Source organism: Streptomyces sp. NPDC037290 (genome assembly GCF_055603245.1).
Genome location: NZ_JBVJVZ010000002.1, coordinates 538,639 through 554,526 on the forward strand (window position 1 = coordinate 538,639; position 15,888 = coordinate 554,526).

General features: G+C 72.5%; 14 protein-coding genes. 4 read left to right on the top strand and 10 right to left on the bottom strand.

The features are described from left to right. Nucleotides 1-98: 98 nt before the first annotated feature. Nucleotides 99-656 (top strand): GNAT family N-acetyltransferase, encoded by a 558-nt coding sequence (locus tag ACZ7HQ_RS08105; protein WP_470986281.1) that lies wholly within the window; start codon nucleotides 99-101, stop codon nucleotides 654-656. On the opposite strand, the gene ACZ7HQ_RS08110 is transcribed toward ACZ7HQ_RS08105, so the two are convergent. The 9 genes from ACZ7HQ_RS08110 to ACZ7HQ_RS08150 are packed head-to-tail and all read right to left on the bottom strand — an operon-like array spanning nucleotide 646 to nucleotide 11,288. Beyond that, entirely contained in the window at nucleotides 646-1,575 is a 930-nt protein-coding gene (locus ACZ7HQ_RS08110; RefSeq protein WP_470986284.1) for a prephenate dehydrogenase dimerization domain-containing protein, read from the bottom strand. The two genes, ACZ7HQ_RS08105 and ACZ7HQ_RS08110, sit on opposite strands and share 11 nt — an antisense overlap. After that, nucleotides 1,572-3,650 (bottom strand): aminodeoxychorismate synthase component I, encoded by a 2,079-nt coding sequence (gene pabB, locus ACZ7HQ_RS08115; protein WP_470986286.1) that lies wholly within the window; start codon nucleotides 3,648-3,650, stop codon nucleotides 1,572-1,574. The genes ACZ7HQ_RS08110 and pabB overlap by 4 nt, the downstream gene beginning before the upstream one ends. After that, on the bottom strand, nucleotides 3,647-3,979 hold the full coding sequence (locus ACZ7HQ_RS08120) for a chorismate mutase (RefSeq protein WP_470986289.1): 333 nt from the start codon (nucleotides 3,977-3,979) through the stop codon (nucleotides 3,647-3,649). Before ACZ7HQ_RS08120 ends, pabB begins: the two co-directional genes overlap by 4 nt. Next, nucleotides 3,972-5,246, bottom strand: coding sequence for a phenylacetate--CoA ligase family protein (locus ACZ7HQ_RS08125; protein ID WP_470986291.1), 1,275 nt, complete (start codon nucleotides 5,244-5,246; stop codon nucleotides 3,972-3,974). The genes ACZ7HQ_RS08120 and ACZ7HQ_RS08125 overlap by 8 nt, the downstream gene beginning before the upstream one ends. Then, entirely contained in the window at nucleotides 5,243-6,475 is a 1,233-nt protein-coding gene (locus ACZ7HQ_RS08130; RefSeq protein WP_470986293.1) for an ATP-grasp domain-containing protein, read from the bottom strand. Before ACZ7HQ_RS08130 ends, ACZ7HQ_RS08125 begins: the two co-directional genes overlap by 4 nt. Further along, entirely contained in the window at nucleotides 6,472-7,737 is a 1,266-nt protein-coding gene (locus ACZ7HQ_RS08135; protein WP_470986294.1) for an MFS transporter, read from the bottom strand. Before ACZ7HQ_RS08135 ends, ACZ7HQ_RS08130 begins: the two co-directional genes overlap by 4 nt. Beyond that, a complete protein-coding gene (locus ACZ7HQ_RS08140) occupies nucleotides 7,730-8,977 on the bottom strand; it encodes an aminotransferase class I/II-fold pyridoxal phosphate-dependent enzyme (RefSeq protein ID WP_470986296.1) in 1,248 nt (415 codons plus the stop codon). Before ACZ7HQ_RS08140 ends, ACZ7HQ_RS08135 begins: the two co-directional genes overlap by 8 nt. 29 nt (nucleotides 8,978-9,006) lie before the next feature. After that, entirely contained in the window at nucleotides 9,007-9,855 is an 849-nt protein-coding gene (locus tag ACZ7HQ_RS08145; RefSeq protein WP_470986298.1) for a N5-glutamine methyltransferase family protein, read from the bottom strand. After that, nucleotides 9,852-11,288 (bottom strand): NAD(P)/FAD-dependent oxidoreductase, encoded by a 1,437-nt coding sequence (locus ACZ7HQ_RS08150; protein ID WP_470986301.1) that lies wholly within the window; start codon nucleotides 11,286-11,288, stop codon nucleotides 9,852-9,854. Before ACZ7HQ_RS08150 ends, ACZ7HQ_RS08145 begins: the two co-directional genes overlap by 4 nt. A gap of 1,691 nt (nucleotides 11,289-12,979) precedes the next feature. Here ACZ7HQ_RS08150 and ACZ7HQ_RS08155 point away from each other — a divergent pair. Beyond that, complete coding sequence (locus tag ACZ7HQ_RS08155) at nucleotides 12,980-13,159, top strand: hypothetical protein (RefSeq protein WP_470986303.1); 180 nt, start codon at nucleotides 12,980-12,982, stop codon at nucleotides 13,157-13,159. After that, nucleotides 13,156-13,503, top strand: a complete 348-nt coding sequence (locus tag ACZ7HQ_RS08160; protein ID WP_470986305.1) for a chorismate mutase family protein — start codon at nucleotides 13,156-13,158, stop codon at nucleotides 13,501-13,503. The genes ACZ7HQ_RS08155 and ACZ7HQ_RS08160 overlap by 4 nt, the downstream gene beginning before the upstream one ends. A gap of 143 nt (nucleotides 13,504-13,646) precedes the next feature. On the opposite strand, the gene ACZ7HQ_RS08165 is transcribed toward ACZ7HQ_RS08160, so the two are convergent. Next, nucleotides 13,647-14,069: an acyl-CoA thioesterase gene (locus ACZ7HQ_RS08165; protein WP_470986307.1), complete on the bottom strand. Its 423-nt coding sequence runs from the start codon at nucleotides 14,067-14,069 to the stop codon at nucleotides 13,647-13,649. Between the two features lie 240 nt (nucleotides 14,070-14,309). Here ACZ7HQ_RS08165 and ACZ7HQ_RS08170 point away from each other — a divergent pair, with 240 nt between their 5' ends. Continuing rightward, nucleotides 14,310-15,854: an amino acid adenylation domain-containing protein gene (locus ACZ7HQ_RS08170; protein WP_470986310.1), complete on the top strand. Its 1,545-nt coding sequence runs from the start codon at nucleotides 14,310-14,312 to the stop codon at nucleotides 15,852-15,854. Nucleotides 15,855-15,888 lie beyond the last annotated feature (34 nt).

The following is a 15,888-nucleotide window of genomic DNA, read 5'->3' on the forward strand; positions in this document are numbered from 1 at the left end:
CCGCTCACCCTGTGAGGAGCATGGTGGTGTCCTAAGATGGACTGCCGATCACACCCCCTGCCTGCCGGCCGCACCGCCGGAACCCCCGGAGACGACGCATGGACCTTGCTCCCCTGCTGCCCCTGGCCACCGACCGCCTCGAGCTGCGGCTGTTCACGCCGAGCGACGTCGACGACATGTACGACTACCAGAGGCTGGAGGAGGTCGCCCGCTACCTCTACCGCCCGCCCCGCACCCGTGAGCGGTGCGAGGAGGTCGTCGCCGAGACGGCCAAGGCCCCGGCGTGGGTGCAGGACGGGGACGAACTGGTCCTCGCCGTCTGCCGGAAGAGCGAGCCGGGCGTCGTCGGCGAGGTGACGCTCAAGCTCGCCGACTCGCACGCCCACCAGGCCGAGATCGGCTGGGTCTTCAACCCCCGCTTCCACGGGCACGGTTACGCCGCCGAGGCCGCACGTGCCCTCGCCGTGCTGGCCTTCGACGAGCTGGGCGTGCACCGGGTGTTCGCCCGTCTCGACGTGGAGAACGTCGCCTCGGTCCGGCTCTGCGAGCGCCTGGGGATGCGGCGCGAGGCCCACCTGGTGGAGAACGACCTCGACGGGGACCGCTGGGGCAGCGAGTACATCTACGCGGCGCTGGCCGCCGACCTCAAGCGCTGACGCCGGGCGGGCCGGCCGGAGCAGCACGCTCCGGCCGGCCGTCCGCCGACGGGGTCTGCAACTGGTCGAACAGACGGTGGCACTCCCGCGCGCCGGTCTCCGTGTGCGGGCCGAGCCAGTCCGCCGCGGCGGCCAGCGCGGCGCGGAAGCCGGTCTCGTCGCCGCCCGCGACCACGCTGTCGAGATGGCCCAGCGACCGGAGCAACTCGGCGCGGCGGGGCGCGCTCTGCGGGTTCGCCCTCTGGATGTCCCAGTAGACCTCGGCCGGCGCGCTCAGGATGCGGCAGGCCAGCGCGATCAGCATCCGGGCGGGCGGCGGTGCGATCCGCATCAGCGTCTCCACGGCGACCGGATGCTGCGGCAGCGCGGTGGCGAAGGCGAGCACCGCGGCGTGGGGCAGCGTCTGCAACAGGGACATGGCGGTGTCGTGTTCCTGCGGGCCCATGACGGAGACCACCATGCCCCCGTCCTCGAGCCTCGCCCGGACCAGATCCACCTCGGCGTCGTCCGGGTGCCGCGCCACGACGACCACCGGGCGGCCCGCCGAGTCGAGCGTGGGGGAGAACATCGGGTTCACCCCCAGCACGAGCTGGCCGACCCCGAGTTCCGCGGCGCCGTCGAACACCGGGCCCTGCACCGAGCAGGTGGTGACGATCACCGCCCGTCCGGAGGCGGTCCGCGCGATCCAGCCCAGGCAGTGCGCGGCGGTCTCCTCCGGAAGGGCCAGCACCACGACGTCCGCCGCGGCGACGGCCGCGCGCACGGCCTCGGGAGGCTCGGTCACGTCCGCGAGGTGCTCGGCCCGCCCGGCCCGGTCGACGGTCGTCACCCGGTCGTCGTCGCCGACCAGGCTGCGCAGCACCCAGCGCCCCACCAGTCCGGCGGCTCCGAGCACGACGAACCGGCGTGCCGCTGTCACTGCGCCTCCCGTTTGCCGGCGCGCAGCCCGTGGTGCGGGACACTGGCCTTCACCAGGATCTCCTGGAACTCCTCGTCGGGATCGGACAACGAGGTGATCGCTCCTCCCACCCCGAACGTGGCCGAACCGTCGCGCACGACGGCCGTACGGATCACGATGCTGAGGTCGAGGGAACCGGAGAACGACAGCCAGCCGAGGGCGCCGGAGTAGATGCCGCGGCCCTCGCTCTCCAACTCGTCGATGATCTCCATCGTACGCTTCTTGGGCGCACCGGTCATCGAACCGCCGGGGAAGCAGGCCCGTACGGCGGCCAGCGCCGAGCGGTTCCACGGCAGCCGGCCCCGGATCGTCGAGACCAACTGGTGGACGGACGAGTAGCTCTCCACCACGAACGCCTCGGGGACGTGGACGCTGCCCGGCTCGCAGACAGCGTTGAGATCGTGCCGCACCAGGTCGACGATCATCAGGTTCTCGGCACGGTCCTTGGGCGAGGCGAGCAGATCCCGCTTCAGCGCGGCGTCCTGCTCCGGGGTGGCACCCCGCGGGCGCGTGCCCTTGATGGGCCGCGACTCCACCACCCGGTTCCCGTCCACCCTGAGGAACGTCTCGGGGGAGGAACTGAGGACCTCGATGCCGCCGCAGCGCAGGTAGGCGCCGTAGGGGACGGGGCTGACGGCCCGCATCTCGCGGTAGGCGCCCAGCCCGTCCCCGACCTCGGGGACACGCGCCTTGTTGGTCAGGCAGACCTCGTACGTCTCGCCGTCCAGGATGTACTGCTGGGCCTGTTTGACCAGCGAGAGGTAGGCGTCCCGGCCGTCCCTGAGGTGCAGGAGCTCCTCCGCGACGGGTCCCGGCCGGTAGCCCCGCGCCGCGCCGGGCCGGCCGGGCGTGACGCCGGCCGCCGCCGTGGTCGCGGCACCCGCGGGGGCCGCGCCGGGCGACGCGTCGACGGGCGTCAGCCGGTACTCGAAGGCCCGGTCCTCGTGGTGGTCGAAGACCAGGAACGTACGCGTGTGCAGGAACCAGGCGTCGGGTTCGGGGGCGGGACGGGTCTCGTTGCCGATGGTCAGGGCCTTCAGCTCGTACCCGAAGTAGCCGACGAGACCGCCTTGGAAGGGGAGCGGACAGCCCTCGGGCGCCCGCACCTCCACCGAACGCGTGATCTGCTCCAGCAGGTCGAAGACGTCACCGGTGACCTGCTCGGACCGGCCCTCGCCGCTCAGTGTCAGCCGGCGGTCCGTCAGGTCGTAGGAGAGCACGACGCTCCCCTCGCCGTCCCAGGCCCCCATCATGGAGTACCGGGAGCCCGGGCGGTCGCTGCCCTCCGCGTCGAGCCAGAAGCTGTGCGGCCGCCCGGAGTAGCGGGCGGTGAACTCCTCGAGCGGGGTGCCCGGCGCCTCCAGCTCGCTGATGTCCAGCCGGAGCCGCGTCGAACCGCCCACCCGCCAGAACGCCTGCACCGCGGGCGGCGGAACCGGCTCGGCGGCCTCCGGGCCGGTGCGCCGGCCGGCCGCCATGGAGAGGAAGTTGATGAGCAGCTCCCGGCCGCCCTGCGTCTCGATCGACTCGGGGTGGAACTGCACGCCCCACAGCGGCTTCTCGCGATGGGCCACCGCCATCACCAGACCCTCGCTGTTCCACGCCGTGCGGACCAGGCAGTCGGGGAGGTCGGTGGCGATCAGCGAGTGGTACCGCACCACCGGCAGGTCCTGGGGCAGGCCCGCGAACAGCCCGGTGCCGGTGTGCCGGATCGTGTCCACCCTGCCGTGCACCGGCTCGGGCGCGTGGATGGTGCGCGCACCGAAGAACTCCGCGATGCCCTGGTGCCCGAGGCACACCCCGAGGACCGGGACCTCGCAGGCGGCGATGACGTCGCGGCACACGCCGAAGTCCGCGTGCCGCGAGGGCCGTCCCGGCCCGGGGGACAGCACGACGGCGTCCACCTCGCCCAGGGGCAGCTCCTCGTACGGCGTGGTGTTGGGCACGACCACGGGCATGGTGCCGGAGACCTCGTAGAGGTACTGCGCGATGTTCAGGGTGAAGGAGTCGAAGTTGTCGACGAGGAGGATCTTCACCGGGCTTCCTCACGCGTCAACCGGGCTATCAGCGCGTCCTCCTGGGCGCAGGTCTCGTCGATGACGCGCTGGAAGACGTCCGCCAGGAACTCCTGTGGCAGACCGTGCGCCGCGGCATGGGCACGGGCCCGTCCGACGACGAGCCCGACGCGCTCGGGCTGCATCATGGGAATGCCGTGCTCTGCCTTGAGCCGTGCGATGTCCAGGCACACCTGCATGCGCGCCGTCAGCAGACCGAGGATCTGCTCGTCCATCGCGTCGAGACGGTCGCGGTAGGGAGTGAGGACCTCGGCCGGGTCCGTCCCGCCGGCCTTCGCCTGGTCAGTCATCGGTGTTCCTTTCGTGCCAGAAGAACTGGACCTTCCCCCGGGTCGTGGCACGGGGTGGTTCGCCTGCTTCCACGCTCAGCCCGGCGAAGCGCGAGGAGTCGGTGAGGATGCACAACGTCTGGTGCTTGGCCAGGGCGGCCGCGCAGGCCTCGTCGGTGACGCGGGCCAGCGCCGCACCTCTGAGCACCAGTGAGAAGAGGCCGTCACGGGTGGTGACGTCGACCTGGTAGACGCCGTCCTCCGGCAGCCCGGCCGGACGCAGCGCCTCGTCGAACATGGCCTTGGTGACGACCGTGCCGTCGATGTTCGCCGAGGCGCCGTCGCGGTCGCCGATGCGCAGGATCCGGGCGGGCGACCCGCACGGGCAGTCCGACGGACGCAGCACCGCGTGGTCGCCGACCAGGTAGCGGACCAGTGCCGCCCCCGTGGTCGCGAGCACGGTCACCGCCAGCGAGCCCGCCACGCCGTCGGGCAGCCGCCGCCCCTCGTCGTCGAGGACCTCGGCGATGACGAGGTCCTCGTGCACATGGTGTTCGGCGCCGGTGAGACGGGCACACTGGTAGCCGATCGGACCGGTCTCGGTGGTGCTGTAGGCGAACGACCTGACGCGGGTGCCGTTCGCGGCGAACCACTCGGTCAGGGTGGCGTCCATCCGGTCACCGATGTAGTAGACGGCCGTCAGCCGGGCCATGGCCTCGGGGACGGCCGCCCGGAGCCGTTCGATGTGGATGGGCAGGCTCACCAGGGCCCGTACGTCCACGTCGTCGATGAGCTCGGCGAGATGGGCCGCCGGCAGGGAGGTCCCCGCCGGGAGCACGGCGGCGCCGCGGCGGGCGAGGACCGCGTCGACGAAGCCGTACCCGCCGAACAGGTCGCCCGGGGCCATGGCGTTGACGACGGCCGGGTTGTCGCCGAGGCCGTCGCAGCACAGTCCGCGCGCGCCGAGCAGTTCCACCCGCTCGTTGAAGAGCCGGTCGTGCCGCAGCGTCCGCACCCGGCCGGACGAGCCGCTCGAGCGCAGAATCAGCCGGGTGTCGCCCGAGGTGATCCGGTGGGGTGCCGCGGGGCGGGCCCCCCAGTCGGCCAGCTGCTCGCGTGTGGTCGGCGGGATCCCGGCCAGCCCGTCGGAGGTGAGCAGCCGGGCGGACGGCCCGAACGCCGTACAGGTCTCGGACGCCAGGACGGCCCGGCGCATCAGTTCGAGGTTCTCCGCCTGCGCGTCCAGCAGGACCTGCCGGTCGACCGCGAGGTCGTCGAGGAGTCTCACTCCGCCTCCAGATCAAGGGTGATGGCGCGGGCGGCGCCGTCCGCGGCGGCCCAGGCGCTCCGCGCGGTCGCGCCGACGGCGACGAACTCGCCGAGCCGCTCCCAGCTCGCGGTGGCCGGCCGTACCGTGTCGCCGGGCAGGACCCACACGTCCGCCGTGCGCACGTCCGGTCCCGCGGCGGCCGCCTCCAGCCCCGTCACCGCGCGCACCCGGCCCGGGGCGCCGGCCACCAGGTACGCCTTGGCGGCGGCCGGGGCCACCGGCGGGACGGGGCGGGGCAGCGGCAGGCCCGCGAAATGGGCGATCATGTCGAGTTCCAGGTCCCGGCCGGTGACCAGCCGTACCAGCGCGGGGATGCCGTCCCCGCCGGTGCGGGCGTGCGACTCCAGGAGATGCACCTCGCCGTCGCGGACGATCACCTCGGTGTGCGCCGGTCCCTCGCGCAGTCCCACCCGGTCGAGCAGCAGCCGTACGGCGGAGGCGACCGCGTCCGCGAGCGGCTCGTCCAGACCGGCCGGGACGATGTGCCCGGTCTCCACGAACGCGGCGTCGGTGATCTTCCGCACGACGGCGCAGACCTCGTGGCGGCCCTCGCGGGAGAAGGTCTCGACGCTGTACTCCTCCCCCTCGACGAAGGGCTCCACGAGGTAGTCGGTCACCGGGAGGACGTCGTGGTAGCGGTGTTCGTTGCGCAGGGTCCGTCGAGCCTGCTCCCAGGCCGCGTCGACCTCGTCCGGGCCGTTCACCTTGACGACGCCCAGACTTGCCGAGCCGTCCGCGGGCTTGACCATCACGGGATAGCCCGCGGTGCGGGCGACGGCGCGGATGTCGGCGGCCGAGCGTACGCGTGACCAGCAGGTGCCGGGCGGGCCGTCCGCGTCCAGGGCCTCCCGGGTGCGTGCCTTGTCACGCAGCAGGGACGTCACGCCCTTGCCGGCGGCGCGCAGCCCGAGGTGGAGGGCCGCCGCCTCCGCGGCGGGGCAGGCGGGTTCGTGGTTGCTGAGCACCCCCGCGAAGTGGAACTCGCGGTCGAGTTCCGCCGCCAGCTCGACGACGGCCGGGACGTCCAGCAGGTCCGTCTGGATCGTCCGCAGGCACAGCGGCTCCAGCTCGGGCTCGGCGATCGACGGCGCCTCGATGTGCACGACGTCCAGGCCGAGGCCGGTGGCCTTCTCGATGACCCGGTGGCTCGCGCTGAGCACGAGGAGCACCGGCCGGTCTGCCGTCACTGGGCGTTCTCCCTCACGAGTGGTGACCGGCGGGCCAGGTCGACGGCGTGGCGCACGGCGAGCCCGGCGACGAGGAAGACGACGCCGAGCAGGAGCCAGCCCCAGGTGCGCTGGTAGAGGATCAGCCAGGTGAGAACCAGCGGGCCGACGGCCTCGGACAGGGTGGACCCCATCCCGAAGAACCCCTGGTACTGCCCGTACCGTTCGCCCGGCACCAGCCGGAAGCTGATCTCCATCATCGTGGCCGTCTGCCGCATCTCACCGAGGGTGAGCACCGCGGCGGCCGCGATGAGCAGCGCGGTCGCCGCCCACGGTGAACTCGGCATCCCCGACACCGAGTACAGGGCCATGCCGACGAAGAGGAGGAGGCCGGCCAGCCGGATGCCGCGGACACCGTCGTCGACGCTTTCCACGCCCTTGGACAGGCGGTACTGGAACAGCACCACCAGCAGGGTGTTGACGACGAACAGGACGGCGATGCTCCACGCCGGGGCGTCCGTCTGCCGCACGACCCACAGCGGCAGGGCCACGTCGGTCAGCGGGATGTGCAGGGTCATCAGCATGTTGAGGACGCCCAGCAGGACATAGCCCCGGTCGCGGAAGACGCCCAGCACCGAGCCGCCGCCGGCCGGCTCTGCCTCGTCCTCCTCCGATGGCTCCGGCGCCTTCGGCGAGGGCACCTTCAGCAGCAGCGCGGCCGAGAGGAAGAACGTCGCCGCGTCCAGGGCGAAGCCGAGCCGGTACGCGCCCGCCGTGCCCGAGGCGATGGTCAGCGCGCCGAGCGCCGCGCCGAGGGCGAGTCCGGCGTTGGAGGCGGAGATGAGGACCGCGCGGACCCGGGTCACCTGGTCCGCCGGGAACGTCCGGCCGATCAGTGCCGAGCGTGCCGAGTGGGTGCCCTCGGTGGAGGTGGTGAACACACAGGCGGCGGCGAAGAACACCAGCACCTGGTGGGTGACGAGGTAGACGCAGGTGGCCAGGCCGGTCAGGACGAGCAGTACGGCCGTGACCGTCCGCGGGTTGAAGCGGTCGGCGAGGTGGCCGACCGGGACGCTGAGCCCCATGGCCACCAGCCAGGCGACGGTCAGGGCCGCTCCGTAGACGACCGGGCTCAGCCCCACGACCTGCGTGAAGTACAGGGCCGCGGTCACGTAGAACAGCCCGTCGCCCACGTAGGTGGCGACGTTGGAGGCGGCCAGCGGCCGCAGCTCGCGGCCCAGCCTGACGGCCGGCGGCGGGGAGAGCACGGTGTCCTCAGCCACGGGCCGCCGCCCCGGACGTCCCCCGGGTGCCGGAGCCGTACCCTCCGACCTCCTCCAGCGTGGTGGCGAGCAGGGTGATGTCCTCCGGGGCGTGCAGCGCCGAGAGGGCGAACCGGAGCAGGGCGCTGCCCTCGGGGACCGTGGGATAGAACGCCGGCAGCATGATGACGCCGCGGCGCTTGAGCAGCCTGGTCGCTTCCAGTCCGGCGTCCTCCGAGTCGAAGACGGCGCCGCGGATGGGGGACCGCACCTGGGCGTTGGCGAGTTTGCCGCCGGTGAGTTCGTCCAGGTGGGCCGCGTTGGCCCACAGGCGCTCCTGGAGGGCCGCCATCTCGGGGGACAGGTGGACGCGCGCGGCGGCGACGTTGGCGGCCATCATCGGCACCATGACGGAGTGCCCGAAGACCAGCGGGTTGGCCAGCTTGCGGACCACGGCCACGTCCTGCTGCGTCGCGGCGAGCAGGAAGCCGCCGGAGCCGCCGAAGCCCTTGGAGAGCGACCCGGCGAGGATCACGTTCTCCGGCAACCGGCCGCCGAAGGCGTGCATGGCGTAGCCCGAGCCGGACGCGCCCTCGATGGAGATGCCGTGGGCGTCGTCGACGTAGAGGTAACCGCCCGCCTCCGCCGTCAGCTTGGCGAGTTCCGCGACCGGTACCAGCCCGTTCATGGAGCCCACGCCGTCGACGAGCATGATCGGTGTCCGGCGCTGTTCCCGCGCCCGCTCCAGGGCCTCGCGCACGGAGCCGGACTCACCGGAGCGGAACCGGCTCACCGGCCCGAACTGCTCGAAGATGCCCCGCAGGACCTGCATGGAGGCGTGCGCGGTCTGGTCGACGAGGAAGTGCGGCTCGTGCGGGACCGGATAGCTCGGCAGCGACCCTGAGCCCAGCAGCGGCAGCACGCCCAGGTGCACGTTGCTGGTGGAGGTGAAGACGCACGGGGCGGTCCCCGGGTAGATCTGCCCCAGGAGTTCTTCCAGTTCGGGCAGGTAGTGGGGCCGCATGCGGTTGCGCGAGGACGACAGGTGCACACCGAAGGCACGGGTGGCCTCGATCGCTGCCTCGGCGAGGGCCGGGTGCGACTCCAGGCCGAGGTACGAGCAGGAGACGAACTCGGTGACCGTCGAGCCGTCCCGCAGCGTCACCCGTTTGCCGTCGCGTGCGGTCACCGTGTGGCCGGTGAGCTCCTCGGCGAAGGCACGGTCCAGCGTCGAGGACGTGCGGTCCCGTCGGATTGCCATCCAGTTGCTGCTCGAAGAGGGTGGCGGCGTCATGCGTTCTCCTGTGGGGTGATGCGTGCGACGGTGATGCGTGGATCGCCGTCCGAGTCGGAGAGGGTGGTCGCCTCCGAGAAGCCCTCGGCGGCGAGGAGTTCGCGGACGACGGCCGGCTGTTCGTCGTCGTGCTCCAGCGCGAGGCGGCCTCCGGGCCGCAGCACCGTGGTGGCGTGGCCGACCACGGCCCGGATCAGGTCGAGGCCGTCCTGGCCGCTGTAGACGGCGGCCCTGGGGTGGTGCACGGACCACTCCGGCAGCAGCCTGACGTCCGGCGGGACGTACGGCGGATTGGCGAGCACCAGGTCGACGCCGCCGGCCCGTTCGTCGAGGCACCGCGGATCCAGGAGGTCCTTGACCTCGACCGTCACCTCCGAGGTCGCCTTGGCGTGCCGTGCCACATTGCGGCGCAGGTACTGCACGGCCGTGTCGTCGCGCTCCACGCAGGTGACGGTCACGTCCGGGCGGCGCGCGGCCAGGGCGATCCCCAGGGCGCCGACGCCGGAACACAGGTCGAGCACCCGGCCGCCCGGCGGCAGGACGTCGTCCCCGGCCGCCCACTCCACCAGGGCGGTGCTCTGCGAGCGCGGGACGAAGGCACCGCTGCCGACCGCGAACTGAAGGCCGTCGAAGAGGACGGACCCGGTGATGTGGCCGAGCGGGATGCGGTCGCACCGTTCGGCGACCGCCGTCTCGAACTCCGCGAGCGCCGCGTCGGGATCGGACCGGACGAGGAAGCGGTCGACGAGGGCGGACAGATCGCCGTCCACGTCCCACACGCCCGCCGCGGCCAGGCGCTCGCGGGCCTGGCCGAGCACGGCCTCGGTCCTCTCGTCCCGCGTCATGACCAGGCCTGGTAGTAGCCGACCAGGGCGTCGTGGATCTCGTCCGTCATCGCCGCGACGAGCTCGGCCGGCGGAGTGAAGCGCGGATGCAGCTCCTCGACCGTGGCCGTGTAGTAGCGGCGCAGGTGGCGCTCGATGCGCGGCGGCCACTCGGAGACGACGTTCCACTTGTGCTCGTAGCCGGTGGCCATCATGTGGTCCACCGTGGTGCGCACGATCTGCTCACGCGTGCCCGTCGCGAGCGGCGCGCGCACCGGCGCGAACGAGGACAGGAAGTCGTACTCCCCGCCCTTGCCCTCCAGCTGGGAGGCCAGGTGACGGGCGAGCAGCGGCGACTGGTGCAGGCCGTCGCGGTAGGTGCCGGTGGCGAGCCACAGGCCCTCGACGCCGGCGGAACCCAGCAGGGGGAAGCCGTCGGCGGGCACCGGCCGGTTGCCGACCTGCACCGACAGCAGCGCCGCCTCGGCGAGGTTGGTGTGCAGCTGGTCCACCGCACAGCCCAGGAGGAACTGCAGGTCTCCCACCGCCGCGAACTGCCTCGGCTCCCGGGAGATGATGTTCGTGGCTCCCAGGTACAGCACGCCGTCGGCGCGCGGGACACAGTGGAGGCCGCAGGCGAAGGCGCGGTTCGGGGTGCGTATCACGGAGGAGGGCAGGGCGCGGTCCTCGGTCTCCACCAGGGCGGAGACCCCGTAGCCGCTCACCATCGGAGGGATGCGCCGGCGGACGTCCTCCAGCCCGTCCAGCAGCGTCAGGGACTGGGCGCCGGCCGCGATGACCACGTGCTCCGCGCTCAGCACGTCCCCGGACTCCAGTTCCACGCCGACGACCCGGCCCCCGGCGACGCTGAGCCGCCGCACCTGGCCGTCGACGATCCGGCCGCCGAGCCGCACGAGGGACTGGTCGAGCTTGGCCAGCAGCCGGTGCGAGTCGACGGCGTGCTCACCCGGGATCCACAGGCCCCTCAGGGAGCGGGAGAGGTCGTTGGGCGCCAGCCAGTCCAACTCCTCCGGGTCGACGGTCTCGTACGGCTCGTTGTACTCCCCGAGGGCGGCCTCGATGGCGTGCATGTTCCCGGAGTCGACCGGGGCCGACCCCATGGTGTTCAGCAGGACGAAGGTGCCCTTCGCGGTGAACAGCGAGGCCTCGTCCCCGGAGCTCTCGCTCAGGTCCCGGTCCCACTGCTCCCAGTAGCGGCGCGCCTGGTGGTCCATGTCCAGCTTGGCGCGTCCGTGGTCGCTCTCCAGCAGGGAGGTGGTCACCTCGCCGAAGCAGCCGAGCATGGCTCCGGCGGCCCGGGAGGCGGCGTACGGACGGTCGGACCGTCCTACGCGGGTGACGCCGAATCCCCGGCGCGACAGTTCGAAGGCGATGGACGCTCCGACCGCCCCGTTGCCGACGACCACGACGTCTTGCTGCTGGCGTTCTGACACTCGAGTTCTCCTGGATGGCGGGGGCGGGAGACCCCTGTTTGCGCGGAATATGGCCAAACGCAGCCCGCACGTGCGGAAAGGGAGAAACAGCGCGCCCGGACGGTGGGCGCGGTTGAATTAAGCGTTGTTCACGTGCTGTTCGCGCAGTGTTCGCGCGTCACGGCGCCGTACGAACGGCGGGTCGAGAATGAGGCGGCGTGTGAGGCGTGAGAACTCCTTCGACACGCGCTCTGAGCCGTGCGGCGTTGACGCCACGACAGAACAACGCTTTCCCCCGGTCCTTGCTGGCGTGAGCTGGTGCGGTGTGGCCCTCTCGGGTGAGACCACCTCGGAGGCCACGAACAAGCAATGGTCAGGGACAAGGATGGCCACGGCGCCTCTGCCGGTCAATGAATTTAGCGGCAGCTAAAGACATTGAGTTGACCCCGCCACTGTGTTTGGCTCGCCGTCGCACGTCCTCGATGAGTGAACGGGGGAGGGCGTGCGGCTACGGGGGATGTGGCCGGCCGGCCTCCCGCGTCACCATTGGGATCACGCTCTTCACTGACGGGCCGAAACGGGGGCCTCTGGTGTGCGAAGCGCCATGCGACGACGGTCGCGTTCACGTGACCGTCGTCGAGGCAGAACTGACAGACCATCGACCGAGGCGTCCGGCGTCTCGGAGGACAGGGGCCCGGCCGAACCGGTCCGGTCCGAGCGGCGTCGCCGACCGGGTGTGCCGGGCTGCCGTCGGGGGCGGCGTACGGGGGTTTCGTGTGCCCGGCGACGGTTGTCGCGACCGGGCTCGGGGGCAACGGCCGTCGCCGCGTCCGTCCGGCGGGCGACGGGGCCGGGGGGCGCGCCGGGTCGGGGGAGCCCGGGGCGCGGCCCGTCGAGGGGCGGCCCTCCGCCCGGGGGACTCGACGGGCCGTCGGGCTTCAGTCCGTTGCCGCGCGGGTTCGGGCATCGTCCGGCGAGGGCCCGGCCGAACCGGTCCGGTCCGAGCGGCGTCGCCGACCGGGTGTGCCGGGCTGTCGTCGGGGGCGGCGTACGGGGGTTTCGTGTGCCCGGTGACGGTCGCCGCGACCGGGTTCGGGGGGCAACGGCCGTCGCCGCGTCCGTCCGGCGCGCGACGGGGCCGGGGTGCCGAAGAGCCCGGCCGGGGGGCGGGGCACGGCCTTCCCGTGCCCCGTTGTGCGGCCCGTGCGCTGAGGAGGGGCGCGCACGGTCCGGCTCGGCCGTGCCGCACGGGGGGCCGGCCGGGGACCGCTCGGCCGCGCGGGCCCGTCCGGCGTACGGTGGCGGTGTCGAGGCACGCCAGGTCCGCCGCCCAGCCATGGCCGCTCGCCGCTCCTCTGACGAGGTGTCGGTACCGCTCGGCTCCGGCCCGGCGATCCGTTCCACCGTGCCGGACCTGTCCGGGTCACCGTCGGCACACGGGTGCGCGGTGGCCTCCCGCGGGGCTCCGAGGTGCGCGCGTGCGGTGTTCCGGGGCGGTGCCGCGGCCCGCGGGCGCACGGCGCTGCCCGGCGCGGCTCCGGAGTGCGCGCGTGCGGCGTCGCCCGGTGCTCCGGCGAGCCGGCGCGTTGTGCCGTCCGGCGGTGGCCGGTGCGCGGTGTCCGGGGCCGGCGCCACCCGGCGGACGTGCTCGTCGAACAGATCACTGTGACCACCGAGACCGACCCCACTCGACCATGGGAGACAACCGCACCATGCCGACACACGTCCTCGTATCCGGGAACCCGTACGACACTCCGGCCCGCAGCCGCGAACACGGCACGGCACCGGGCCGCGCCGCCGGCGCCCCCAAGGCGCTCCCGCCCGCCCCCGAGACGCGCGGGCGGCCGGAGTCCGTCGCTCGCGTCCGCGCCGAACGGCACGAGCAGCCGTGAGCTCACCGGTGGAGTCCAGGCGCCAGCCCGCACCCCGGGGCGCGCACCGCCCGCGGACGGTGCCGGCACATCCGACGACGGTGGAACGGGCGCACGACGAGGGCGACCTGCGCGCGCTGCTGGACAACCTCGACGGACAGATCATCGCGATGGTGCTGCGCCGGGCCGAGCTGGCCAGGCACTACCACGCCCAGCGCCGGACGGCGGGGCTGCCGCAGTCCGAACTGAACTGGGAGAACCAGATGCTGCGCCGGTACGCCGAGCTGCTCGGGCGCAAGGGAACGGACATCGGGCGGGCGGTGCTGGCGCTGTCCCAGGCCGGCCCGTGGCGCCGACGCGACTGAGGCGCGCGACCGAGTGGGACCGACGGGGGAGAGAAACATGAATTCAGGTACCGCCAGGAAAACGGAAAACGCCCGCGGGGATCCGCCGCGATAAGCGGCTGAAATCTCCCGGCGGGCGCTCGCGCCGCGCTTCTCCGTGGCGCTCAGAACCCCATGAACTCGGGGCGGTCGGCCAGCTTGTGGAAGTGCTCGGCCGGGTTCTCGATCAGTTTTCTCCGGCTCAGGTCGATGAGGCCGGCGACACTCGACAACTCGGCTGCCAGTACGCCGTCGGTCCGGCGGATCTGCTGCTCGACGTGGAATATCTTCCCCTGGCCCCACACCCATGTGCAGGTCACGTCGACTTCATCGCCGCCACGCAATTCATTCCGGAACCGCATGGTGTTCTCCAGCACGGCCGGGCCGATGCCGGTCGAAATCAGTTTGTCCTGCGAAATGCCCGCCGCGCGCAGGCTCTCCCAGCGTGCGTGCTCGCAATACTGCAGGTAGATGGCCTGATTGAGATGCCCTTGCGTGTCGAGTTCGTACCCGCGCACGACGATCCGTATCTGGAACGGCTCTGCCATACTCGACGGCCTCCTTCGTAGATTCCCCCTTTTCATACCCCACTCGCCGACCCCGGGCAACCCTGCCTCAGCGGCATGCCCGCCGCAATTCCTTGTGACGCGCGTCACGGTCATATTTCGGTTGGCTTTCCGGGGTGTGACGGTGCTAGCGTCGAGCCCGCACCGAAATGAGCGCACCATTCTCGAATTTTTCCATCATCTGGAACAGCCCGTAGTGGCGTCGAATGGAATTCAAAACTCATGGCGCACCTGATCGACACTCTGCAGAGGGTGTCCCTTATCCATCCCGAGAAAACCGCGATCTGGCACGACGGCCGCGAACTGAGCTACGGAGAACTGCTGTGGCGGGTCCGGGCCACGGCGGCCCGGCTCGGCCCGTCGCCCGGACCCGTGGGAGTCCTCACCGACCGCTCCCCGGCGACCGTGACCGCCCTGCTGGGCGTGCTCGCGGCGGGCGGCAGCTACTGCCCCGTCGACCCGGCCTTCCCCGCCGCCCGCCGACGGGCGCTGCTGGAGGCCGCCGGCTGCCGGACGGTGATCGCGGCCAGGCCCGGCGCGACGGTCCCGGACGGAACCGAGGGCGTCGTGCGCGTGCTCGACGCCGACCCGGACCCGTGGCCCGAGGGCGCACCGCCCGCCGAGACCGGCACGTCCGCCACCCGCCCCGACCCCGAGCTGCCGGCGTACACCCTGTTCACCTCGGGCTCCACCGGCGCGCCCAAGCCCGTCGTCACCCCACGGCGTGCCCTCGACTCCGCCGTCACCTCGCTGCACGCCCTCTTCGGACTCCAACCCTCCGACCGGGTCCTGCAGTTCGCCTCCCTGAACTGGGACACCTGCTTCGAGGAGATCCTGCCCGCCCTCACCTCCGGCGCGACGCTCGTGTTCCACAGCGAGGCGTACACCGGCTCCCTGCCCCGGCTGCTGAAGGCCGTCGCCGCACAGGGCGTCACCCTGCTCGACCTGCCCACCGCCTTCTGGCACGAACTCGTGTTGCACCTGGCCGAGGACGCCACGCCCCTGCCTGCCTGCGTGCGCACCGTCGTCATCGGAGGGGAGGCGGTCAGCCCCGCCCGGCTGGCCGACTGGCGCGCCCTCGACACCGGGCACATACGGCTCGTCAACACCTACGGCTGCACCGAGACCACGCTGATCACCCACGCCGTCGACCTGCACGGCCCGCAGGCGCCGGGGGACGGCGCATGGTGGGGCGAGAACGAGCGGGTGCCCATCGGCGCCCCCCTCCCGCACGTGCGGGACGCCATCGGTGACGACGGCGAACTGCTGGTCTCCGGGCCCTCGCTGGCCCTCGGCTACCGGCACCTGCCGGACGCCACCGCGGAGCGCTTCGTCACCCGGCAGGACCCGGACGGCCCCGCGCGCTGGTTCCGCACCGGGGACCGGGTCAGCCGGCGCGCCGACGGCCTGCTCGTGCATCAGGGCCGGCTCGACGCCGAGATCAAGGTGCGGGGCATCCGCGTCGACCCCGCGGAGGTCGAGGCCCATCTGACCGGTCACCCTCTGGTGAGCGCCGCTGCCGTCGTGGGCTCCTGGACCGGGGGCCGCACCGCCATGACCGCCTATCTCGTGCCCCAGCACGCCAACGCCGCCGGCACCCTGCCCCAGGAAGTCCTGGCGTATCTGCGGGAGACCGTGCCCGCCCATCTCGTACCGCACCGGGTGACCGTCGTCCCGGAACTCGCCCTGACCGCCAGCGGCAAGGTCGACCGCGCCGCGACCCACCGGCGGCACGAGCCACGGGCGGCCGCGCAGCCCCGCCCCTGAGGACCCGGCGGGCGGCGCCCGGCACCACCTGAGC

What these genes read in the sequence shown, in the direction of transcription:
- ACZ7HQ_RS08105 (WP_470986281.1), top strand. Translation starts at nt 99, where the DNA reads ATGGACCTTGCTCCCCTGCTGCCCCTGGCCACCGACCGCCTCGAGCTG.
- ACZ7HQ_RS08120 (WP_470986289.1), bottom strand. Translation starts at nt 3,979, where the DNA reads ATGACTGACCAGGCGAAGGCCGGCGGGACGGACCCGGCCGAGGTCCTC.
- ACZ7HQ_RS08140 (WP_470986296.1), bottom strand. Translation starts at nt 8,977, where the DNA reads ATGGCAATCCGACGGGACCGCACGTCCTCGACGCTGGACCGTGCCTTC.
- ACZ7HQ_RS08145 (WP_470986298.1), bottom strand. Translation starts at nt 9,855, where the DNA reads ATGACGCGGGACGAGAGGACCGAGGCCGTGCTCGGCCAGGCCCGCGAG.
- ACZ7HQ_RS08155 (WP_470986303.1), top strand. Translation starts at nt 12,980, where the DNA reads ATGCCGACACACGTCCTCGTATCCGGGAACCCGTACGACACTCCGGCC.
- ACZ7HQ_RS08165 (WP_470986307.1), bottom strand. Translation starts at nt 14,069, where the DNA reads ATGGCAGAGCCGTTCCAGATACGGATCGTCGTGCGCGGGTACGAACTC.
- ACZ7HQ_RS08170 (WP_470986310.1), top strand. Translation starts at nt 14,310, where the DNA reads ATGGCGCACCTGATCGACACTCTGCAGAGGGTGTCCCTTATCCATCCC.